Below are 20,547 nucleotides of genomic sequence, written 5' to 3' on the forward strand. Positions count from 1 at the left end.
TAATGTTACGTCAATGTAAAGCTAAAAGTATTGCCCACCCTACCCCCCAGCCCAACATCAAGCCGCCGCGCCGATGCGGGCGTTTGCAATCAGCAGAAATAAATCAAAATTCATTTGAACCATCTTTCCGCAGCCTCATCGATCTCCTCCTCCCCGACCTCCATGACGACGGGGGCGTCCGCGGGACAGATCTCGTCCCTCCTATGCGTCGAGATCATCCGAATCTTTCCTGACTCGTCGGCCCTGTATGTCCCCACCGATGTCATGTAATTGTACGGGAAGATTGGGAGATTGTTTGCGAGCATATAGATCGTGAAGTGCTCTCCGTCATCATCGTATTCCAAGCGGATATCCTGATTGAAGCTGAAGAAATCTTTATAGACATCGCTGTCTTTCGCAACCTTCGGATATAACGGTCTTCCGTCCTCGGTGTTGTGAAGCCGTGAGTAGGCAATGTGATATGCCGTGAACTCCTTCAGCTTCATTTCCTTGTATCCATCCGCCGGCCACCGAGAAGCAAGGGCCAGACCCATGCCGGAAACAAACAGGGTAATAAGGATAAGGAGAAGACCCGACGTCAACAGGCGCCAGTGAACCGCGCCCTTCAGATATTCCGGGACGCTCTTTGACAAGAGGCGCCTTGTTCCCCAGAAAATCATTCTTAACCCTCTCGCTATGGCTATAACCCCGAAGATAATCACAACCAGGACTCCAAGACCAATGTTTATCGTAGAAATAATAACGGCAAGGACGGCGGCGAGAATGGGAAGAAGTCTCCATTTTTTGGGTTTCTCCCTTTGCAGCTTCATTATCGCATACCCCCCGCCCAGAAGAGTGAACAGCGCCATGACGGGAAGGATTATGACGGTGGCGAGAATGGTCTGCGGTCCCGGGGGCTGGTTGGCAAAGGCACTGGTTGCCTGAAGTAACATAAACAGCGGCGTAAAAAGAAAAACCGCAAAAGCTGTTTTAAAAATTCTCATGGTTTAACCTCCCAGGAAAAGCGCCAGTCGCTTTTCGGCATGAAGTTGGTTTGACTAAAAAACAGAGAATCGGACGCTTCTCCTTCAAGTGTGTAATTGGATGAAATAATCTTCACAGTCCCGGGAAACAATCTATACATACCCCTGTCAAGGGGGTGTCTCCAGGCTCCCGTCGTGGTGAGGATATAGCGGGCGTCCCTCTTCGGGGCGTGCTGGCAATATCGAACCAGGACCCTTACCTCCCCCCTTGGCTTGAACTTCAGATCGAAGCGGTGTTTTCCCAAAATGTACCTGATCGGGATATCCCTGCTTTCGGGATAGATTTCACAAGCACTCAAGAGTACAGGATGGGGATGGTCCAGGTCGACGGGGAGCGGGATGCTCATTCCCTGCATGACCGGAAAGGGTAATGGATTGGAGTAAATATATGCTCCTCTCATCTCTATATGGTCTTGGTGGACAAAGATGTCGATCTCTTCTTCGGTAAATCGAACGATGGGGCAGAGGCCGGCAAGAAATGGAAACAGCAGGATGATGACAGCAATGGGGAAAAGGAGGTAGAATGAATACCCCCGTTCATCAGACCGCCTGCTTTTCATCGAAAAATTTCCTCTTGATGTGGGTCGTTAATACCCATTCTACTCCTTTTTCAGGCCCGTTTCTATATCTTTCTTTTATGACTTTCACTGTTTAATCCCTTTTGTGAAATATCCGGCATGTTTTCAAAAAACCATCAGCTATTTAATGTAAATCCGCCCGCCCCACCCACAACCGATTTTTGTAATCAATTGCGGGCCGGGGCAGGCGTTCGTTTGTTATAGATAGATTTGTTGAGATCGATCGAGATCGATCGACCGGTTGACTCATAGCCTCATCGCCTCGTTGATATTTTCACCTCACTCGTCGATCCCCTCGATCTTCGACCTGCCCATCGCTATCCCGCCCCCCTTTGCGAGCTCGGCCTTCATCACGTCGCGAAGCTTTATCAAGGAATTCAGCGTCTTCTCCTGGTCGACCGATATCTCCCCCGCGCGAAAGCTCACCGCCTTCAGGTTTGCGATCTCAGTCTCCACCGCGACGAGCTGCTCGTGTGTAAAAGCCATCAGTACACCTCCAGCCTGTAGGGCTCGGCGCCGCTCTCGCCCCGAAGCCAGATCGACCCCTGCCGCCTGAACGCCATCACCTTCGGCTGGCTATCGGTGTCCTTCACCCTCCCGTGGACGGCCGCGCCGTCGAACGAGTACTCGATGTAGGCGCCCGTCGCGTCGTTCGCAAGCGCAATGCAGAACGACTGGAAGCCGAACTCCTGCTTCACGAAGGACGTCGTGAGGGCGGTGCCGGACTGATCCTGGAAGTAGCTGTTCGCCGACATCTCTATCCCCGTAATTATCGCCATGTCTCCCTCCTTTCCTTTTTTTGGCAACCCCCGATATCCCAAAAGCGGGCGGGGGGATGCCTCCCCCCGCCCAAAATCAATTTCAATATCAGCTCGTCGAGAGGTTGCATCCGTACCAGTATCGCCACTGCACAACGCCGACGCCGAAGCGCCTCTTGATCTTCGCAAACCAGGTGTCGGTCTTTTCGTCCCGGTAGACCGTGATCTTCGCCGGCAGCCTGTCGTAGAACTTGATCCCCTTCTTCGCCTTGCCCATGAACCAGGCGTCCTCGTCCTCGATGTAGCGCCAGTAGACCAGGTCGAACATCCCCTCTAAGACATTCTTGTTGCCGTACTTGTCGATCTCGTATTGGGACTGGACTATCTGGTCGAGCTGGAAGCGGTTCTTCGGGTTGGTGATGATTACGTTAGGCTCGATCTTGATCCTCTCGCCCCGCTCGTTGAGGGCGTTGGTCACCGTCATGGCGGAAAAGACCGTCTGGACGTTGGCGTAGGAAATCTCCAACGACTCGGTCAGGTTATTTAGCTTGACCGTGGGCTTCAGCTTGAACGGGTGGCCGTACGTGGCCCCCGTCCCGAAGAAGGGCTTCCCGTCGTAGATGTGCTTCGGGTAGGGGTCGTCGTTGTTGGTGAACGAGCCGTTAAACGTCTCCCCGTCGCCGGCGGTCAAGGCCCCCTTGTTGAAGAGCGCCGACACCGCCTCTTCCTCGGTGTTCCTCACGCCCTCCCCCCACCCTCTGGCGAACTCCATCAGGTCGGAGTTGAGCTTTCCCTCCTTCATGTCGGCGATCATGTCGTCGGTGACGGCGATCTGATCCTTGAACGTCTTAAACCTGATGTGCCAGGTGTATCCCTCCGCCGGCTCGGTCAGGGGTATCTCCTGCCCGTCCGGGACCTCCTTCAGCTTGGAGACGCCGATGACCTCGGTTCCCTTGGTCCCGTCCCCCGTATCGACCGGCACGATCTCCGCTATCCTGTCGTATATCGTCTCCTCATTGTCGTACGCCTCGAAGTACCACTCGTAAAGGTCCTGGGTTAAAAGCTCTGGAAAGTTACTCGATACCATAATTCCCATCTTGTTACCTCCTTTAGGCGACGCCGTAGTCTACGGGAGTTGCTGCCCCGACGTCGGTAAACGGCCCCTTGAACATAACGTAGGCGAGCCCCGCTCCTTCGTCCACCTCGACGATCCAGGCGTTCTGGTATGTGTCGGCGTCGAAGTCGATCGACTGGGCGCCGTCGATGTCGCAGCACTGGTAGCAGGCTCCCTGGGTGATTCCTGTGGCAGGGTAGACAAAGACGCTCCCCGGAAGTGCCAACGCGACCTGGATCGACTCGTCTCCGTCGGCCGACGGTGCGATGTCGACCTTCTCCAGCGCCACCCCCACAATCGGGTCGGACGCCGCCGACCACTTCTTGACGTAGCCGGAGCCCTCGTCACCTCCCACGGCGTCCAGAACCACGATGTCCCCATCGTCGATTGTCCCGGTGTCGGACACCTTCGCCGTTATCACAACCCTCGGCCCGTAGCTGTAGCCGTATTTCATATAGGTTGACATTTTTTATAAATCCTCCTTTTTACGGTTTTTAGACAAGGCCGGTTCGCCTCGTCTTCTTCGGACGTCTCCATATCTGGGAGAGTCCAACCCTTTCGCCCGTCCTCTCCGATCTCTGCCTGGAGAGCTCCTCCGCAAACTCGGCGGTAACCCCCAGTTCGCCGGCGAGCTCCTCGATCTCGCTGGAGTACTGGATACGCCCCTTCAAGGGATTCGTCTCGCTGCCAATGTTCTGCACGGCAGTACTCCTGACCGAAAGAAGGTACGCCTTTTTCTCCAGGAGGCTCTTGACGGCGTCCGCCGCCCCTGTAACCTCCCTCGATTCGAGGTCGACCACAACCCCGTCGAGCTCCGCGAGCTTGAAGGCGTCGGGCAATATCTCCGCGCTCAACCCCGCCCTTGTCGCCTCCGATGCGAAGGCGCTGTAGACAAGCGCCTCCTCTGCAGCCTTCAGGCCCTCCTCGGCCGCCCTCTTTATCTCATCGAGGCCGGCCGAGTCATCGAAGTCGAAGTACCGGGAGAGCGCATCCTTGAGCGACTTGAGGCTTATGTTCAGGGCGTCCATCTCCGCCCTGAGTCTCTGATTTTCGAGGCGTCTCTTCCTGTTCTCCTCCCTCAGCTCCTTCACGTACCGGGCGCCAAAGTCGCTCTCATCGCCTTCGGGGGAGACGGCCTCAGCCGTCTCCTCTCCACCGGTCTGCGGGAGGTCGTCCCCCGCCTCCCCCAAGTCCGGGCCCATCTCCGGCCCTTCTTTGATAAAATCATCCATCGTCTTTATCCTCCTTGAACGTTATAATTTATCTACATTCTATGGGGATTTGACGGCCGATATTAAATATATGAATTTTCAAAACGTATGAATTTTTGTGGACAAATATTTACTCCTTAGGATAATATTGGCCAATATTAGATAGCATTGAACAGGTTTTTTTAGGAGGATGAGAAGAACATGGACGTTATTGACGCGATCTTAAAGCGGAGGACGATCAGGAGGTTTACGCGGGATAGGGTCGACCGGGAGATCCTGATTGAGTTTGTCGACTACGCCCGGCTTGCGCCCTCGACGCTCAACTACCAGGCGCTGGAGTTCATCGTGGTCGACGAGGTCAAGACGGTCGACGAGATGTTTAATAACGTCAAGCTCGCCCTCTTTTTACCCGAGGATCAGAGGCCGACTTTCGACGAGCGCCCGGCCGCCTACATCGTGATCCTCGCCAATACCGACGTGATGAAAAAGAACTTCGAGCGGGACGTGGGGGCGGCGGCCGAGAACATCCTCCTGGGGGCTTTAGCCCGGGGCCTGGGCGGCGTCCTTATGTGGAGCGTGGACCGGGATGCGGTGAGACGCCTCCTCAACGTCCCCGACAAATACGTGATCGACTCAGCCATTGCGCTGGGGCGCCCGGCCGAGGAGGCGAAGATAGTCGAGCCCGTGGACGGTAGCCTTCGCTATTACAGGGACGACAAGGGCGTCCACAACGTCCCGAAGCGGCCGCTGAAAACAATATTGCACTTGAACGGATTTTGATATGGCGGATAAAGAGAGTATATCCCACGCGGTTCACCCAGGCCGCTTCACCTGGGACTTCTGGTACCACTACGACGCAGGGAAAAGGATCTTCCACGTCCTATACCTCAACGCCGAGAGGGAGCTGGCGAAAACCGACCAGCACCACTTCCACTCCGTGGTCGGCTACGCAAAAACGGCGGACTTCGAGAAGTTCGACTGGGTGAATGACGATGTCTTCACGGCCGATAGCGGCTCGTGGGACAACACGTCGATCTGGACGGGGGACGTGGTCAGGGTAAAAAACGGCTATCTCATGTTCTACACGTCGAGGGACGCGAGGGAGGAGAGCGAGGGGGACTTCCTGACGCAGAACGTGGGCGCGGCGCTATCGGCCGATTTCATAAGCTGGGAGCGGATACCCGATTTCAGGATAGCCCCCGACGCGAGATACTACGAGACGGCGCATGTTGACGGCGACACCACGATACAGGCGTGGCGCGACCCGTTCGTCTTCAGGCACGGGGGCGAGACATGGATGATAATCGCGGCGAAGGCGAAGGCGCTGGAGGTTGGGAGGAAGGGAGCCGTGGGGCTGCTCAAGGCGAAGCGTGGTTCCTTGACCCAATGGGAGGCGATGCCGCCCATATACCCGACATCAGCTCCCGGTATCTATGACGAACTGGAGGTCCCCCAGGCCTACATTGATAAGGATGGGAAGCTGACGCTCGTCTACTCGATGAAGGACGTATACGACCACGCGCCGGGGACGGGGGGCAAAGGCGGCCTCCACGCGGTGAGCGTGGGAGACCCGGCGGAAGCGGTCGAGGAACAACAACCGGAGGTCGTCCTCGGCTACTCCTCCGGCGTATACGCCGCAAGGGTGATCCCGGAGCTCGGGGGGGTCGTCGTCGGCTTTGACCTGAAGGATGGGGGGTTCGTGAAGAGCGGCGTCACGACCGGCCTTAGGAGCACCGACCGCGATTTTTCGGGGATTGGGGTGTAGGGGGGGGTAATTATAAAGTTATACTAATTTTTTTTCGCCTTTGAACTTTCTTTTATCTCCTTGATCGCGTTTTGGAAATAGTCCTTTCCATAATCCATACCATATTTGTCTAAAATTTCAAGCGCCTCACGGAGGTATTCTTGAGCCTTTTTGAAATCCTTTTTTTCTTTGTAAGCGAGTCCGATATTACCAAGAGTAGTTGCCTCTCCCTCTATGTTACCAATATCCTTGTTTATTACAAGAGCTTCATTGAAGTACTTCAACGCCTCATCCATTTCTCCCTTTGCTCCGTAAATAAGACCGATATTACCTAGTGCTATACCTTCACCTTTCCTATATCCTATATCCCTGTGAACTAAAAGGGCGTCATTATAGTACTTCATTGCATTATCTAAATCCCCTTTATCTTTATAAATATTCCCTATATTTCCAAGGGCAATAACTTCTCCTTGCTTATGCCCTATCTCTATATTGATTTGGAGATTTTTTTTATAATATTCAAGCGCTTTCACTTTTTCTTCCTTTAAATAGTAGATATTTCCGATACTTCCTAGGGCAATAGCTTCTCCCCTTTTGTCACTAATCTCTTTAAAAACTTTTAAAGCTTTTTCTTGGTAATTCATAGCTTTATTAAGATCAACTTTTGTACCCTTTGAAATATATACATTTCCAATATTTGTGAGGTCATTAGCTTCTCCCCGCTTATCTCCATTCTCTTTATGTATTAAAAGGGCATTGTTGTAATATTCTAACGCTGTGTCTAAATCTCCTCTATCTTTATAGACAATACCAATATTCCCAAGGGATTTAGCTTCACCTTCTCTGTAACCAATCTCTCTACTTAACTCAAGTTCTTTACTAAAGTATTCAAATGCTTTATCTTGATATCCACTCGTCAAGTAAATTTTTCCCATTTTTCCAAAGCAGATGATTTGAGTCTTTTTGTCTCCTGAAAATTCAGCTTGTTCAAGAGCTTCGGTATAGTATGTTATTGATTTGGACATATTTCCCTGAAAATACTCTATATCTCCAAGATTAATTAATAAACTTGTTTTTGGGGGGGTTGTCTGTTCTTCAAGTAACTTCTCAAGTTTCTTAACCTTGTTCATTTCTTCAAGATTCAAAACCTCGTATTTATTAGGATCTAAAGAAATCTTAGTCTCATTAAAATATTCTTTAAGTTCTTTAGATAATTTCTCAAGCACTTCTCTTTGATGTCGCAAAGATATCCGATAGAATATATGAGTAAATAGAAAAGCTACTAGTGCTCCAAGTATTAGTAGCAATATGCTATAAAAAGTTGACATTTTTTGAATTTACCAAAAATAGTGTTATTTTTTACTTCTCTTTTTTTGCTTAACTTTTTCAAGTATTTCTGGCTTCTTTAATTCTCGCTCATAAAATCTATCTAAATGCTTGAGTTGCATTTTATCTTTCTCTATAAGCATTGATTCAATAATTCTATCTTTCCTTGCAATTATTTCTTCTTTTTTATCTATTGTTTTACGCAAAGCTCTTTTTTCAAATTGATCTTTTATAACGATTATGAACAATATAATTGATAATAAAAGGATAATTATTATAAGAACTGCTATAGTAGGCCCAAATTCCTCTGATAATATTCTAAAAAGAATGGGTATAAAATCAAACACGACTATTCCACTTTTAAAAAGCTATTCAATAGCAATCTAGCACATTTTACTATTATTCAAGTAAACAGTATAAATTAATATGACCAATAGATCAAATATTTTAATATCGAATTAATCCCAACCATTCAATTCCCAACAAAGACAAACATACACTGCAACAAATAATAAGTCAATAGGGAAATTTACGCACCTATTAAAGACCAAAACCATCCCCCTACGCCTCCCTCAACACCTTATTAATCCTCTCCAGCGCCCAGTCCACCTCGTCCCTCTTGATTATCAAGGGCGGCGCAAAGCGGATCACGTTCTTATGCGTCTCTTTTGCCAAAACCCCTTCTTTCATCAGCGCCTCGGTGAAGCGCCTGGCGCCGCCGGCGTCCGGGTGAAGCTCCACGCCGATGAAGAGCCCCCTCCCCCGGATCTCCCTGACGTGGGGGCTCTTTACGTCCATCAGCCCCGCCTTCAGGTACTCCCCCATGACGGCGGAGTTCTCTATCATCTCCTCCTCCTCCAGGACCTTGAGCGCCGTCCTGGCGATGGCGCACGCCAGGGGGTTGCCGCCAAAGGTACTGCCGTGCTCCCCCGGCATGAAGACGCCCAGGACCTCCTCGTTGGAAAGGATGACCGAGATCGGGTAGAACCCCCCGGAGAGCGCCTTTCCTATCAGCGTCACGTCCGCCTCGATCCCGTCGTGCTCCTCGGCCAACAGCTTTCCGGTGCGGCCCAGGCCGGTCTGTATCTCGTCGGTGATAAGCGTAATCCCCCTCTCCGTGCAGATTTGCCTCACCTCCCTGAGGTAGCCCTTCGGCGGGATTATCACCCCCGCCTCCCCCTGGATCGGCTCCACCAGGAAGGCCACCGTGTTCGGGCCGACCGCGGATCTCAAGGCATCGGCATCGCCGAAGGGGATAGTCACGAATCCGGGCGTGAACGGCCCGAAGCCGTCCCTGCTTCCCCTGTCCGTCGAAAAGCCGATGATCGTGATCGTCCTCCCGTGGAAGTTGTTCCTGCAGACAATCACCTCCGCCTTGTCCTCGGGGATTCCCTTGGTCTTGTACCCCCACTTCCTGACCGCCTTGATCGCCGTCTCCACCGCCTCCGCGCCGCTGTTCATCGGAAGCGCCATGTGGGAGTTGGTCAGCCTGCACAGCTCCTCGTAGAGGAGGCCCAGCTGGTCGTTCCTGAACGCCCTTGAGGTCAGCGTCAGCCTCTGGGCCTGTTCGACCATCGCCTTCATGATCTTCGGGTGGCAGTGCCCCTGGTTCACGGCGGAATAGGCGGCGAGGCAGTCCATATACTTCTTCCCGTCGACGTCCCACACCCATATCCCCTCACCCCTTGTGAGGACTACGTCGAGGGGCTTGTAGTTCATCGCTCCGAATCGGTTTTCGAGGTCAATATAGTACTTTGTGTCCATTCATCCTTCCATCTATCCTTGGTCATCATACGCATCACACGATTTTTATTGATGATACTAATTAAGTGCCGCCGTAAAGTCAAGTCAATAAGATATGGGTTTTAATTTATCCAACAGGCCCAATCAACTATCTTGACCGGCACCCCGCCCTGTGATATTCTTATAAAAACAAATAAACGATTAAGGAGCTACCGATGAAAAGGAGAAATTTAACGTCCGCACTATGTTTCATATCCATACTCATAATCTCTATCACGTCCTGCCAAGGGAAGTACCCGGTGGAGCCGGAGGTGGCTATAAAGCCGTCGTTAAGCGACGTCGACGACTTCTCGGACGGGATGGCGATGATAAAGGTAAAAGGCAAAACGGGATTCATCGACAAAACGGGAAAGATGGTGGTCGAGCCGCAATTCGAGGGCGCGGGGATATTCTCAGAGGGGCTGGCGATGGTCGTTGTCGAAGGGAAGCGGGGCTTCATCGACAAAACCGGGAAGATAGTCATCGAGCCTAAGTTCGACGGCGCATGGCCCTTCAGCGAGGGGCTTTCCAACGTCAAGGTCGACGGGAAGTACGGCTTCATCGACAAGACGGGCGAATACGTGATCAAGCCGGAAATCCAGGGAACAAGGGACTTCCACGAGGGGCTTGCCCGGGCGGCCGAAAAGGGGAGGTGGGGATATATCACGAAAGATGGCGCTGTCGCCGTCATGCCCGTCTATTACGACTCCGGCGACTTCTCCGAGGGACTCGCCGCCGTCAACCGGAACAATAAAAAGTGGGGATACATAAACGACAAGGGGATGACGCTCATCCAGCCCAAGTACGACGAGGCTGGGGAGTTCAAAGAGGGGCTTGCGGCGGTCAGGATCAATAAAAAGTGGGGCTTTATCGATGAAGTGGGAAGGTACGTCGTCGAGCCGAAGTACTACAAAGTCGGGAACTTCTCCGAGGGGCTGGCGCCGGTCTTTATCAGCACCGGAACGCTGGGCAAGTGGGGATACATAGACAAGAAGGGCAAGGTCAAGATCGAGGCAAAATTTCAGGAGGCGAGGGATTTTCGCGAGGGGCTGGCGCGGGTGAAGCTCTCCGACAAGTACGGCTTCATCAACAAGAAGGGGACCTTCGTTATCGCGCCCCGCTACAAGGGAGCCGGGCCGTTCAGGGAGGGGCTGGCCCCCGTGACTACCGACGGCGTGCTGTGGGGGTTTATTAAGAATCCGGTTAGGTAGGGGGGGGGAGGTAGCGAAGGTGTATTTCAGTTTGGACTGTCCGCTTAAAATAAAAATAAATAAACAAATCGGGTGCGGGCCATGCAGAGAATGTCTAATATATTGAAAAAGGTAGCCCACAAGTCGGGGTCGCCCCCCGGGTCTCTGATACACACTGGCGAAAAGAAGGTCGAGAGGACCAAGATATCGATCATCGATTACGATAAAGACGACTACTCCATTCTTGACGATACAACGATCGAGGAGTGCTTCAAATACAGGGATAAGCCGACGACGACGTGGATCAACGTCTCCGGCCTCCATGATGAAAATATCATGGAGGAGCTGAGCGACCGGTTCAGATTCCACTCCCTGACGCTGGAGGACGTGATGAACACCGGCCAGCGGGTGAAGCTGGAGGACTTCGAAGACCACACGCTGATCATCATCAAGGCGATCTACTTTTCGGGAGACGGCGACGAGATAATAGAGGAGCAGCTGAGCCTCATATTCGGGAAGGGATTTGTCGTCACATTCCAGGAAAACAACTACGATCCCTTGAGCCCCCTCATCGACAGGATCAAGAGCAACAAGGGATTCATAAGGAAGATGGGTGCCGACTATCTGACATATTCGATAATCGACACGGTGGTGGACGGCTACTATCTGATACTTCAGGGGATCGCCGAAAAGGTCGAGTACCTCGAGAGGGAGCTTATCAGAAATCCGGACATGAATATATTGAACGAGATCAATAGATTGAAGATCGACACATCGCTCCTCTACAAGTCTATCTGGCCGCTCAGGGCTATCTTGAGCAAATTCGAGGCGGGAGGGGCGAAATACATAAGCAAATCGACCGCGGTCTTCATCAGAGACGTCTACGACCACACCCTTCAGATACTCGAGATAACCCAGAGCTTCAGCGAGATGCTCACCGGGATGATGGAGATTTACATGTCGAGCGTCAGCAACAAGATGAACGAGATCATGAAGGTCCTGACCATCATAGCCACGATCTTCATGCCCCTTTCGTTCATCGCCGGCATTTACGGAATGAACTTCGAATACATGCCGGAGCTTAAATGCAAACTGGGCTACTTCTCCGTGTGGGGCGTGTGTATTCTGGTCGCCCTCGGTATGCTCCGTTACTTCAGAAAAAAGGGGTGGATATAGCTGACCGTACCTAAATATTTTCGGATTTGTTTTTTGAACTGATTTTATATCAAGGGGGTATCAGTGGATTTTATTCTGGATAAATTCTGGCTTATGTGGGCGATCATCGCCATGGCGTTTATCATCGGGGAGGTTTTCACGGCCGGTTTCTTCCTGATGTGGTTCGGGATCGGCGCCGCAGCGGCGGCCGTAATGGCCTTTCTGGGATTTGGCATCGCCTGGCAGCTCGGGACTTTTGCGGCCGTCTCCATCGTCCTTTTTATGTCGACGAGGAGACTGGCCGACAAGATCACCAAAGAGCAGCCCCCAGGTACCGGGGCGGACAGGTTGATCGGGAAGACGGGGGTGGTGCTGGAAGAGATCGACAACTTCAAGAACACCGGCAAGGTCAGGATCGACAAGGACGAGTGGAGGGCCGACAGCGCCACTGACGACAACATCCCGACAGGCGAGAGGATCGTGGTCACCGGGGTCGAGGGCGTTCACCTTATAGTAAAAGTTCACAAAAAACAGTAATGAAAAAATAGAATAGTATTCAAACAGGAGGAAAGATTAATGGGAGCACTATTTGGAGTTCTTTTCTTTTTCGGCTCGATCTTCGCAATTATAATAATTGCAATGGGCCTGAGGATCGTCAGGCCCTGGGAGAAGGGGCTCGTAGAGCGTCTCGGTAAATACCAGCGCACGGTCGGAAGCGGACTTACCATCGTCGTGCCGTTTCTCGAGCTACTGAGAAAGGTCGATATGAGGGAACAGGTGGTGGACGTGCCGCCCCAGGACGTCATTACTAAGGACAACGTCGCCGTCTCGGTGGACGCGGTCGTCTACTACGAGGTGACCGACCCGGTAAAAGTGACCTACAACGTGGCGCATTTCTACACCGCGGCCACAAAGCTCGCCCAGACAAACCTGAGAAACCTCGTGGGCGACCTGGCGCTTGACGAGTCGCTTACATCGAGGGAGCTCATCAACACGAAGCTTCGGGAGATACTGGACGACGCCACAGACAAGTGGGGGACGAAGGTTACCAGGGTGGAGCTCCAGAGAATAGAGCCGCCCCAGGACGTAACGGACGCGATGCACCGCCAGATGAAGGCGGAGCGGGACAGGCGCGCCATGATCCTCGAGGCCGAGGGTCACAAGAAGTCGGCCGTTCTCAAGGCCGAGGGAGAGGCGGAGGCGATAATGAAGGTGGCCGACGCCGAAAAATACAAGAAGGTGGCAATAGCCCAGGGAGAGGGGGAGGCGATCGAGACGGTCTTTTCGGCCATCCACAAGGGCGGCCCCACAAACGACCTCATCGCCGTGAAGTATCTCGAGACGCTGGGGAACATTGCTGAGGGGAACGCCACAAAGATATTTCTCCCCTACGAGGCGACCGGAATCATGGGGAGCATCGGGGGTATAGCGGATCTCTTTGGGGATAAAAAGGAAGGGGCCAAGACACCGACCCCGCCCAGGCCCAAGCCGCCCCAGAAGCCGACACCTTAAGAATCGCAGAAAAAACAGAGCATAATAAGAGTGTCATTGCGAGGAAACATTTAATATTAACACGAGCGACGAAGCAATCTCGACCCTCATGCAATCAATTGGAGATTGCTTCGCTCCTTTTTATAAACAGCCTCCGTCCGCAATTGCATTGGATAGAGGTTTTTTAAGAACGCCTGAATCAGGAGTAAACATCCGGCAAAGGGTTGAGCAGAGATATGGTAGACTTATTTTTCAATCCACAAAATGTGATGAGGACTTGACATAATGTCAAAAAAGAAACTCTTCATCGCCGTTACCGCCGCGCTCTGTATCGCCGTTGTCGCAACATATGTCCTCGTCACGACAAACCGCCCAAAGCTCCTCTGGAAGTACAAGACCGACAGCATCATCACATCGTCCCCCGTTGTCGATAACGACACCGTCTATTTCGGCGGCTGGGACGAGCGCTTCTACGCCCTTGACCGACTTACGGGAGCCGAAAGGTGGACCATCAAAGTCTCGGGGCCGGTAGTTTCATCTCCCGTCATGAAATACAGCATTCTCTTCTTCGGCTGCACCTTCGGCGATTTTTACGCGGTTAACGCAAGGTCCGGGGAAGTCCTATGGAAGTTCGAAACGGGCGCCGAGCAGCTCTTCTCCCCCGCCGTCTCGGGCGACGCCCTCTTCTTCCAGTCCTCCGCAGGCGACGTCTACGCCCTTGAAGTAGCCACCGGCAGAAAGCTTTTCGACCTGGAAAGGGGGAAGTGGCTTCCGGATACCCTGTCGGTCTCCGACGGCGTCCTCTACGTGGCGGGACTCGATAACTGCCTCTACGCCCTCGACCCGTCGACGGGGGAGGCGCTCTGGAAGCTCCCCCTCGAAAGGTACGTCTCCACATTTGCCGTTGCAAAAGACGGGATTGTTTACTTCGGCGGGTTCAGCTCGGTCTTCGCGGTAAAGATCGATACGCTGGCCGTCAAGTGGGAGTTCACCGATTTTTTCTCAAACAGCACCGGCCCAAGCACGGCCCCGGTCATCTCGGGCGACACGATAATCTTCGGCGGGGACGACAACTACTGCTACGCCCTCGATATCGAGACCGGAAGGCTCAAGTGGAAGTACTATGCGGGGGAGACGCTCAGCAGTATGCCGATAAATACGATCCCCGCCGTGCTTAATGGGGTGGTCTACTTCGGGAGCTATTATCATCACCTCTTTGCCGTGAAGCTTAAAAACGGCGGATTGAAGTGGCAGTTCGAGACCGGAGGCGTGGTCAACTCATCACCGGCGATTGCGGACGGCGTGATATATTTCGGAAGCGGAGACGGATACTTCTACGCGTTGGATCTGCAGTGATGCTTTTTGGAAAGGCGCTGCTTTAAAATAGAAAATATTTGTCATCGAAGGAAATTTATTGTGAATCATTTTGAGCCGAAAAGGGCCGTTCTGGTCTACCGGCCGGGTAGCGACAAGGCCCTCTACAACCTGCTGAAATACTCCAGGGTCGTCATCGAGACGGTGCTCCTCGCCGAGTTCGACCTGCCGATGGAAGAAAGGAAGCGCTTCACCGACCTGAATCCGAACCTCGTCTTCACCGATAATGTGGACGAGGCGCTTGACACCGACTCCGACACGTTCCTATGGACGCGGGAGGTCTTTGAAGCTAAGGACGACTACAGGCTGTGGCGCGATATTCTCCTCGCGGCGGTCAAAAAGGGAAAGAACATCTACAACATGGCAAAGCTCCCCACCATCGATACGGAGCCGGAATTGCACAAGGCCATATCGGAAAAGGGCGTGAAATACTGGAGCGCGTCCGACCACGCCCGGGCGATGGGCGAGGTGGACATCTTCGGGCCGTACCCGGACCTAAAAATTAAGGCAAAGGTCGTGACGCTCTTAGGGACCGGGAGGCGCTGCGGGAAGTTCACCACAACAAAGCTCGTCCGCGCACGCCTCAACAATGCGGGGATAAAAGCAGCCGAGCTCGCCACGGAGCCGTACGGCCTTCTGACCGGCGCCGACTACATGATGGTTCCCCACGTCATGCCGATGTGGCGCTCCGCCCCCGCGATAAAAAACGCCCTTATCCACCTGGACAAGACCCTGAAGCCGGACGTCATCCTGGTCTCCTCCCAGTCCGGCTTTCGGGCCGACCCGCTTACCGCCCCCGGCAGGTGCGGCGGCGTGGTGGCCGTAACCATCGCCGAGGCGTCGGCTCCGGACGCCGCAATCCTGAGCGCCCCTATCGAATACTTCCCCTCCGTTACGGATGAGATAAGGTGCATAGAGTTTCTCCTCGACTGCCCGGTAATCGGCGTATCTGTCAAGGGCGGGGAGTACACAGACGAGGAGATAGACGGAGTCTTGAGGGAGCTTCACGCCGCCACCGACCTCCCTGCCTTCGACCCGGTCAGAAGCCCGGAGGGCGTTGAGGGGTTGATTCGGGCGATAGTCAAGATGGTTGGGTGAGGAGCTGAGATGAAGAAGTTACTTTTAGCAGTAATTGCGCTATCTTTGGTTACACCACTATTTTTTGGATGTGACAGAATCACAAATATAAAAAGTCCCGTCAAATTAAAGTGGCGTAATAAAGTCGCCAGTTTATTTATTAATTGTTATCCTGTAGTAATGAATGGCGTAATCTATGTGGGAAACAGTCCGTACTATATTTACGCTATAGATAAAGAAACAGGTAAGTTAAAGTGGGAATTTTATGAAGATGAGATTTCATTCGACTCCCCCAAGGTGGTTAATGATGTGGTCTATGTAGTAGGATCAAGACGTGGGGCACAAGTTAAACACTACCTTTATGCCATAAATGCTACAAGTGGTAAGCTGAAGTGGCGTTTTTGTTTGGGAGTTTCTGGAATGCATTACTATTCACCTGCAATAGTTAACGGTATAATCTATATTATAGGTGCGAATTATTACCTTTATGCTGTGGATGCTAATAGTGGTGAGTCATTGTGGTACTTTAAGACAGAAGATGCAATAACTTCTTCCACTCCAGCAGTTGTTGATGGCGTGTTATACATTGTAAGTGAAAATCATCTATTTGTCATTGACGCTAATAACCGTGAATTAAAAAGGAGATTCAAGGTACGAAAACCTTTAAGTGTTTTCCCTTCTGTAGTTAAAGGCGTTGTCTATGTAGGGAGTTTGGATGGTTATCTTTATGCAATAGACACATACGGCGGTGAACAAAGGTGGTACGTTAAAATGGGCAGTTTTAATGTCTCCTCCAGCATTGTTGATAATGATGTTCTCTACATCAAAGATGGAAGAAAATATTTTTTCGCTATTGATACAAATAATGGTGAGTTGAAATGGCGTTTTAAAACTGGAAGTTATATAGCTGCAACTCCTACTGTGGTTGATGGTGTGGCCTATGTGGGGAGTTTTGATAATTGTCTTTATGCCATTGATGCCGATACCGGCGAGTTGAAATGGCGCTTTGAGACGGGAGGAGTTATTTTTTATTCTTTCTCTGTAGTTGATGGTATTGTCTACGTGGGAAGCAGGGATAAAAATCTTTATGTTGTAGATGCCAATAGTGGTGAGTTAATCTGGAAGTATAGTACAGAATATTCAATAACTTCCAATATTATTGTCGATGATGGTGTTATCTATTTCGTAACCGAGGATGGTTATGTATATGCCCTGAAAATAAAAAAGTAGCTTTTTAAAAATGTTTATATCGATTAGTTAAAAAATCAATCCCAGGACGCCCGACCCCCCCCAAAAAAAACCCCCCGGGAGGCCGGACGCCCCTTCAGCATCTACTTTTTTACCGCCCCCTCTTCTGCAATTTCTTTCTCGAAGCCGATCTCTTTCAACGCCTCGGCCTCCATCCCCCGCTCCGCCAAAAACCGGGCGCGGTTGAGCGTGTGCTCCGGGTCCTCCCTGTCGAGCGAGGGAAAGCTGATTGTTACCTTAAAGTCGTCCCTATTGTATGCGATCTTGAGGTACTTCAGGATCATCTCCTCGAGGCCGCGCCTCATGTAGACGAGCTTCCTCTCGGTGTAGCGCTTCAGCCACTCCAGCATCGAGTTCAGCGCCTTCGCCGAAGTCGACGCCCTTAGCATGTCGTCCTTGAGCCGCCTCGACACGCTCCCAAGCCTGTAGAGGTGGTCCAACGCGTCGTCCAGCTCCCTCTCCACCGCCGAGAGGTCGACGTCCCCCCCCACCGCCTCGATCGGTATGGGGGAGAGCGCCCCGGGCGATATCCTGATCGTCGTCCCCGACTCTATGTAGCCCGCCTCCTTCGGCGCCCAGACCCGGAAGCTGTTGTACTTGGTCGCCCATGCCCTCTTGGTCAGCGCCATGTTGACGTTCTGCTGTGCCTCGATCAAATCCTCGATCCCGGAGCGACCGTAGGGGCTCCCCTCCACCTCCTCCCGAAGAATCCTCACCACCGGCACGAACCCAAAGCGGTGCTCCTCGGACTTCACCAGCCTCCCGTCGGCGGTTATGGTGAAGGATTTATCGTTGATCTCCTCTGTCATCTTCACAACCCTGCTGCCGCCCCCCTCGAGATCGATCCTCTCCCCCCACGAAAAGACGTACTTCAAAACATCGAGGTAGTTCTTCTCGTCCACAATCACGTCCACGTCGTCGGAGTACATCTTCTGCACCGAGACCCCCCCGTCTTTCACAAAGAGCTTGAGGAACACGGTGCCGCAATTCTCCTGTGTGAGACAGAGTCCCGGAAAGGCCTCCCAAAAAGTCCTCCCGCCGCCGAAGTTTCTGGAGTCGAGCCACTCCCTTACCCTATTGGTGATCGGCTCGTTCGGCCCACTCTCCTCCCTTCTCGACACAAAGACGTCGAAAGTCTTCGGCATGAAGCTTACCCTCGTGTCCTGAATGACCCTGATGTCGTTCTGAAAGTAGAAGTCGTTTATCGATATTCGCTCGTCCGCGCGAACGCCCCCTGAAACCCGCCGGGCGATGAAGTGCCTGAAGATGGCGTCGGCGTTCCCCTCGTAAAAGTCGCTCTGGAGCCTTTGATTCTCTCTTTTCATCTTTCACTCCCCGTAAATTGTTTTTACCTTTGATCAGATCGATCAGACTCGATCAGAGGGTGACCCCCTTGACAAAGTCCTTCTGATCGATCCTCTTCTCCTTCCCGAGCTGTACCCACCTGATCTCCCGTCCGGGCACCGTCACGCTCCTTCTCCCCATCCTCCTTATGACGATAAAATCGCCGACGATCTTGATCCTCCACACCTTAGCATAGGTTCTCGTCTCGCCGTCCGTAAACTTCACCTTGGCAAACATGGTTCATATCCTCCCGTTCAATAACCAACATTTCCCTTTATCAAACAACTAAAACCAAACACCTAAAATTAAATACCTAAAACCGCCTGAATCCTGACCCGTCGAAGTCGGCCTGGGAGACGTGGATCCCCCTCATCCCCCAGAGCGCCAGGGCCAGCGATACGACGCAGTCGTCGTGGTGGCCGGACGGGGCCGAGTAGGTAACGTATCCGGTCTCGGTAATCTTTTTCTCGAACATCATAAGCTCATCCACAAGGACCTCGATGTGGGGAATCATTATTCTCCCCTCCTCTATCCCGAGGATCAGGTTCTCTATCAAAGGCCCTTTGGAGAGCCTGGTGAACGCGTAGCCCCGGGCGTCGATCCCGCTCCTCCTCAGGTTTTCCAGAAACGGGTCGCCGACGCCTGTGGAGTCGACCCATACGACGGCGTTGTTGTACCTCTTGAGGGCGGCGACGACCCTCCCCTTTATCATACTCCAGGAGCACTTGTTGAACCTGTCGAAGTAGACGAGGGAGCCGGTGGAATTCAGGATCGTCAGGACGGTGTAATCGGTGTGCCTCGCTATATCGAGGCCGGCGAAGTAGCTCCTCTTGGCGACCGGCTCCTGGAGCCCGCCCCTGATTATCTCCCCCACGCCCGGGAAGACCATCGAGGCGTCGTCGATGAACTCGGCGAGATACTCCTGGCGAAACCTCTGGTCGGAGAGGTCTTTTTTCGCCTCCTCGATCTCCTCCCCCTTGATGAAGGGATTTCCCGATGTGGGAAACGTGAACGACTCCCAGTTCGTATCCTCGGCGTCCCTTCCCCGCGTGAAGAGGCTGTAAAACCAGTTCCTCCCCTTCGGCGTGCTGATGAAGAGCGCCCTCCCCTCCCTGTCGGAGAGCGCGGGGCGCATGACGTCCTCCCAGACCAGCTTCGGGAGAAAGGCGCACTCGTCCAGGACGAGGAAATATATCCCGAACCCCCTCAGGTTTCTTGGGATCTCCGCCGACCTGAACTCAATAACCGAGCCGTTTCTTAAGGCAACCCGCATCTCGCTTGTAAGGATTTTTGCGACCGCCCCCTTCGGCAGGCTCTTCCTGACGAGGTCAAAGGCGATCATGCTCTGCCTGTAGACCGGGGCCACCCAGAAACAGAGGGTCCTCGGCGCCTCCCAGGCGTGCTTCACGATTTCGTTCGTTGCGGCGACCGTCTTTCCCCAGCGCCTCCCGCAGGCCGCCACGCGAAACCTGGCGCTGGATGCGTGAAGCTCCTTCTGCCCCGGGTGGGGTGGATAAAGGAGGAGCTTAATTCTTTTTGTCTTTGTCATCTACAAACTCCGTCTCGTAAACGACCTCCTCGTCCTCCTCATCTTTTCCGGTCTTGCTGAATACGTCGATGTACTTGAGATACAGCTCCTGCTGTTTCGCCTCCCCCTTCTTCGCCTGCCTCACGATGGTCTTGAGGACGCCCCTTCCGTTATCGTCGTTGTCTTCATTTATATCGGCCCCGTTTTCGTCCATTTTCCCGGAGACGGCCTTATCCTCCGGCAACAGATCGCCTTCGTGTAAATCTCCCCTTTTCTCACCCCCCTTTTTTCCCCTTTTGACCATCTTCTCTTCATTCCTCTTCGTCATTTATCCATCTCCTCAGATAGACAGATGTCTTGCCCAAATGATACGCTACATCCGACTGAGTGACCCCCAGCTTTGCCCCGATATACTCCTGTGTGTATCCCTGTCGATACATAAGCCATATCCAGAGCTGGTGATCGGGCAGGGTCATCAACGCCCGCTCGTAATCGATGGTGAACTCCTGTTCCGACAAAACCGCGTTCTTCATTTCCATTTCCCTCCTCGATTTTTTACTGCAATTCTACATTCAAATCTTTACCGGTATTAGTTTTATGAACGC

The 20,547-nt window shown here is 52.5% G+C and carries 24 protein-coding genes; 9 read left to right on the plus strand and 15 right to left on the minus strand.

From position 1 onward, the window contains the following. Positions 1 to 110 precede the first annotated feature (110 nt). The 7 genes from JW984_05550 to JW984_05580 all read right to left on the minus strand — a co-directional run bounded on the left by JW984_05550 (position 111) and on the right by JW984_05580 (position 4,704). The gene (locus tag JW984_05550) at positions 111 to 983 is read right to left on the minus strand and encodes a hypothetical protein (GenBank protein MBN1572647.1); all 873 of its coding nucleotides are present in this window, start codon (positions 981 to 983) and stop codon (positions 111 to 113) included. Then, complete coding sequence (locus JW984_05555; GenBank protein ID MBN1572648.1) at positions 980 to 1,582, minus strand: hypothetical protein; 603 nt, start codon at positions 1,580 to 1,582, stop codon at positions 980 to 982. Before JW984_05555 ends, JW984_05550 begins: the two co-directional genes overlap by 4 nt. A 297-nt stretch (positions 1,583 to 1,879) precedes the next feature. Beyond that, positions 1,880 to 2,086, minus strand: a complete 207-nt coding sequence (locus JW984_05560) for a hypothetical protein (GenBank protein ID MBN1572649.1) — start codon at positions 2,084 to 2,086, stop codon at positions 1,880 to 1,882. Next, entirely contained in the window at positions 2,086 to 2,406 is a 321-nt protein-coding gene (locus JW984_05565; protein ID MBN1572650.1) for a hypothetical protein, read from the minus strand. Before JW984_05565 ends, JW984_05560 begins: the two co-directional genes overlap by 1 nt. A 61-nt stretch (positions 2,407 to 2,467) precedes the next feature. After that, the gene (locus tag JW984_05570; GenBank protein ID MBN1572651.1) at positions 2,468 to 3,454 is read right to left on the minus strand and encodes a hypothetical protein; all 987 of its coding nucleotides are present in this window, start codon (positions 3,452 to 3,454) and stop codon (positions 2,468 to 2,470) included. 13 nt (positions 3,455 to 3,467) lie between these two features. Beyond that, positions 3,468 to 3,938 carry a hypothetical protein gene (locus tag JW984_05575; GenBank protein ID MBN1572652.1) on the minus strand — a complete coding sequence of 157 codons (471 nt, stop codon included), beginning with the start codon at positions 3,936 to 3,938 and terminating at the stop codon, positions 3,468 to 3,470. A gap of 28 nt (positions 3,939 to 3,966) precedes the next feature. Continuing rightward, positions 3,967 to 4,704, minus strand: coding sequence for a hypothetical protein (locus JW984_05580; protein MBN1572653.1), 738 nt, complete (start codon positions 4,702 to 4,704; stop codon positions 3,967 to 3,969). A 180-nt stretch (positions 4,705 to 4,884) separates the two neighbouring features. On the opposite strand from JW984_05580, the gene JW984_05585 reads away from it, so the two are divergent. Together JW984_05585 and JW984_05590 are read left to right on the plus strand one after the other, a co-directional pair. Further along, positions 4,885 to 5,463, plus strand: a complete 579-nt coding sequence (locus JW984_05585) for a nitroreductase family protein (GenBank protein MBN1572654.1) — start codon at positions 4,885 to 4,887, stop codon at positions 5,461 to 5,463. A gap of 1 nt (position 5,464) precedes the next feature. Continuing rightward, positions 5,465 to 6,448 (plus strand): beta-fructosidase, encoded by a 984-nt coding sequence (locus JW984_05590; protein ID MBN1572655.1) that lies wholly within the window; start codon positions 5,465 to 5,467, stop codon positions 6,446 to 6,448. Positions 6,449 to 6,471: 23 nt separating this feature from the next. Here the strand turns inward: JW984_05590 and JW984_05595 are convergent, their stop codons facing one another. The 3 genes from JW984_05595 to JW984_05605 form a co-directional block, all read right to left on the minus strand. After that, positions 6,472 to 7,653 carry a tetratricopeptide repeat protein gene (locus tag JW984_05595; protein ID MBN1572656.1) on the minus strand — a complete coding sequence of 394 codons (1,182 nt, stop codon included), beginning with the start codon at positions 7,651 to 7,653 and terminating at the stop codon, positions 6,472 to 6,474. A 126-nt stretch (positions 7,654 to 7,779) separates the two neighbouring features. Next, on the minus strand, positions 7,780 to 8,100 hold the full coding sequence (locus tag JW984_05600) for a hypothetical protein (protein ID MBN1572657.1): 321 nt from the start codon (positions 8,098 to 8,100) through the stop codon (positions 7,780 to 7,782). Positions 8,101 to 8,314: 214 nt separating this feature from the next. Then, the gene (locus JW984_05605) at positions 8,315 to 9,517 is read right to left on the minus strand and encodes an ornithine--oxo-acid transaminase (protein MBN1572658.1); all 1,203 of its coding nucleotides are present in this window, start codon (positions 9,515 to 9,517) and stop codon (positions 8,315 to 8,317) included. Between the two features lie 194 nt (positions 9,518 to 9,711). Between JW984_05605 and JW984_05610 the strand changes: the two genes are divergently transcribed. The 7 genes from JW984_05610 to JW984_05640 all read left to right on the plus strand — a co-directional run bounded on the left by JW984_05610 (position 9,712) and on the right by JW984_05640 (position 17,052). Further along, positions 9,712 to 10,746 (plus strand): WG repeat-containing protein, encoded by a 1,035-nt coding sequence (locus tag JW984_05610; protein MBN1572659.1) that lies wholly within the window; start codon positions 9,712 to 9,714, stop codon positions 10,744 to 10,746. An 81-nt stretch (positions 10,747 to 10,827) separates the two neighbouring features. Beyond that, positions 10,828 to 11,901: a magnesium/cobalt transporter CorA gene (gene corA / locus JW984_05615; GenBank protein ID MBN1572660.1), complete on the plus strand. Its 1,074-nt coding sequence runs from the start codon at positions 10,828 to 10,830 to the stop codon at positions 11,899 to 11,901. A gap of 63 nt (positions 11,902 to 11,964) precedes the next feature. Next, entirely contained in the window at positions 11,965 to 12,417 is a 453-nt protein-coding gene (locus tag JW984_05620) for an NfeD family protein (GenBank protein MBN1572661.1), read from the plus strand. 39 nt (positions 12,418 to 12,456) lie between these two features. Next, positions 12,457 to 13,392: an SPFH/Band 7/PHB domain protein gene (locus tag JW984_05625; GenBank protein ID MBN1572662.1), complete on the plus strand. Its 936-nt coding sequence runs from the start codon at positions 12,457 to 12,459 to the stop codon at positions 13,390 to 13,392. A 264-nt stretch (positions 13,393 to 13,656) separates the two neighbouring features. After that, on the plus strand, positions 13,657 to 14,727 hold the full coding sequence (locus JW984_05630) for a PQQ-binding-like beta-propeller repeat protein (GenBank protein ID MBN1572663.1): 1,071 nt from the start codon (positions 13,657 to 13,659) through the stop codon (positions 14,725 to 14,727). Positions 14,728 to 14,787: 60 nt separating this feature from the next. After that, positions 14,788 to 15,843 carry a DUF1611 domain-containing protein gene (locus JW984_05635; protein ID MBN1572664.1) on the plus strand — a complete coding sequence of 352 codons (1,056 nt, stop codon included), beginning with the start codon at positions 14,788 to 14,790 and terminating at the stop codon, positions 15,841 to 15,843. Positions 15,844 to 15,852: 9 nt separating this feature from the next. After that, positions 15,853 to 17,052, plus strand: coding sequence for a PQQ-binding-like beta-propeller repeat protein (locus tag JW984_05640; protein ID MBN1572665.1), 1,200 nt, complete (start codon positions 15,853 to 15,855; stop codon positions 17,050 to 17,052). A gap of 101 nt (positions 17,053 to 17,153) precedes the next feature. On the opposite strand, the gene JW984_05645 is transcribed toward JW984_05640, so the two are convergent. From JW984_05645 to JW984_05665, 5 genes are all read right to left on the minus strand, one after another. After that, on the minus strand, positions 17,154 to 18,395 hold the full coding sequence (locus JW984_05645) for a phage portal protein (protein MBN1572666.1): 1,242 nt from the start codon (positions 18,393 to 18,395) through the stop codon (positions 17,154 to 17,156). A gap of 52 nt (positions 18,396 to 18,447) precedes the next feature. After that, a complete protein-coding gene (locus JW984_05650) occupies positions 18,448 to 18,651 on the minus strand; it encodes a hypothetical protein (GenBank protein MBN1572667.1) in 204 nt (67 codons plus the stop codon). Between the two features lie 76 nt (positions 18,652 to 18,727). Beyond that, a complete protein-coding gene (locus JW984_05655) occupies positions 18,728 to 19,963 on the minus strand; it encodes a terminase family protein (protein MBN1572668.1) in 1,236 nt (411 codons plus the stop codon). Then, positions 19,941 to 20,270, minus strand: a complete 330-nt coding sequence (locus JW984_05660) for a hypothetical protein (GenBank protein MBN1572669.1) — start codon at positions 20,268 to 20,270, stop codon at positions 19,941 to 19,943. The genes JW984_05655 and JW984_05660 overlap by 23 nt, the downstream gene beginning before the upstream one ends. Next, a complete protein-coding gene (locus JW984_05665) occupies positions 20,254 to 20,475 on the minus strand; it encodes a hypothetical protein (protein MBN1572670.1) in 222 nt (73 codons plus the stop codon). The genes JW984_05660 and JW984_05665 overlap by 17 nt, the downstream gene beginning before the upstream one ends. Positions 20,476 to 20,547: the final 72 nt, after the last annotated feature.

This window comes from Candidatus Zymogenus saltonus (genome assembly GCA_016929395.1).
Lineage (GTDB): Bacteria > Desulfobacterota > Zymogenia > Zymogenales > Zymogenaceae > Zymogenus > Zymogenus saltonus.

Coding starts and splice junctions, on each gene's coding strand:
- JW984_05665 (MBN1572670.1), bottom strand. CDS start 20,475: ATGAAGAACGCGGTTTTGTCGGAACAGGAGTTCACCATCGATTACGAG.
- JW984_05590 (MBN1572655.1), top strand. CDS start 5,465: ATGGCGGATAAAGAGAGTATATCCCACGCGGTTCACCCAGGCCGCTTC.
- JW984_05625 (MBN1572662.1), top strand. CDS start 12,457: ATGGGAGCACTATTTGGAGTTCTTTTCTTTTTCGGCTCGATCTTCGCA.
- JW984_05550 (MBN1572647.1), bottom strand. CDS start 983: ATGAGAATTTTTAAAACAGCTTTTGCGGTTTTTCTTTTTACGCCGCTG.
- JW984_05570 (MBN1572651.1), bottom strand. CDS start 3,454: ATGGGAATTATGGTATCGAGTAACTTTCCAGAGCTTTTAACCCAGGAC.
- JW984_05580 (MBN1572653.1), bottom strand. CDS start 4,704: ATGGATGATTTTATCAAAGAAGGGCCGGAGATGGGCCCGGACTTGGGG.
- JW984_05655 (MBN1572668.1), bottom strand. CDS start 19,963: ATGACAAAGACAAAAAGAATTAAGCTCCTCCTTTATCCACCCCACCCG.
- JW984_05645 (MBN1572666.1), bottom strand. CDS start 18,395: ATGAAAAGAGAGAATCAAAGGCTCCAGAGCGACTTTTACGAGGGGAAC.
- JW984_05610 (MBN1572659.1), top strand. CDS start 9,712: ATGAAAAGGAGAAATTTAACGTCCGCACTATGTTTCATATCCATACTC.
- JW984_05630 (MBN1572663.1), top strand. CDS start 13,657: ATGTCAAAAAAGAAACTCTTCATCGCCGTTACCGCCGCGCTCTGTATC.
- JW984_05575 (MBN1572652.1), bottom strand. CDS start 3,938: ATGTCAACCTATATGAAATACGGCTACAGCTACGGGCCGAGGGTTGTG.
- JW984_05650 (MBN1572667.1), bottom strand. CDS start 18,651: ATGTTTGCCAAGGTGAAGTTTACGGACGGCGAGACGAGAACCTATGCT.
- JW984_05640 (MBN1572665.1), top strand. CDS start 15,853: ATGAAGAAGTTACTTTTAGCAGTAATTGCGCTATCTTTGGTTACACCA.
- JW984_05585 (MBN1572654.1), top strand. CDS start 4,885: ATGGACGTTATTGACGCGATCTTAAAGCGGAGGACGATCAGGAGGTTT.
- JW984_05560 (MBN1572649.1), bottom strand. CDS start 2,086: ATGGCTTTTACACACGAGCAGCTCGTCGCGGTGGAGACTGAGATCGCA.
- corA (MBN1572660.1), top strand. CDS start 10,828: ATGCAGAGAATGTCTAATATATTGAAAAAGGTAGCCCACAAGTCGGGG.
- JW984_05555 (MBN1572648.1), bottom strand. CDS start 1,582: ATGAAAAGCAGGCGGTCTGATGAACGGGGGTATTCATTCTACCTCCTT.
- JW984_05660 (MBN1572669.1), bottom strand. CDS start 20,270: ATGACGAAGAGGAATGAAGAGAAGATGGTCAAAAGGGGAAAAAAGGGG.
- JW984_05605 (MBN1572658.1), bottom strand. CDS start 9,517: ATGGACACAAAGTACTATATTGACCTCGAAAACCGATTCGGAGCGATG.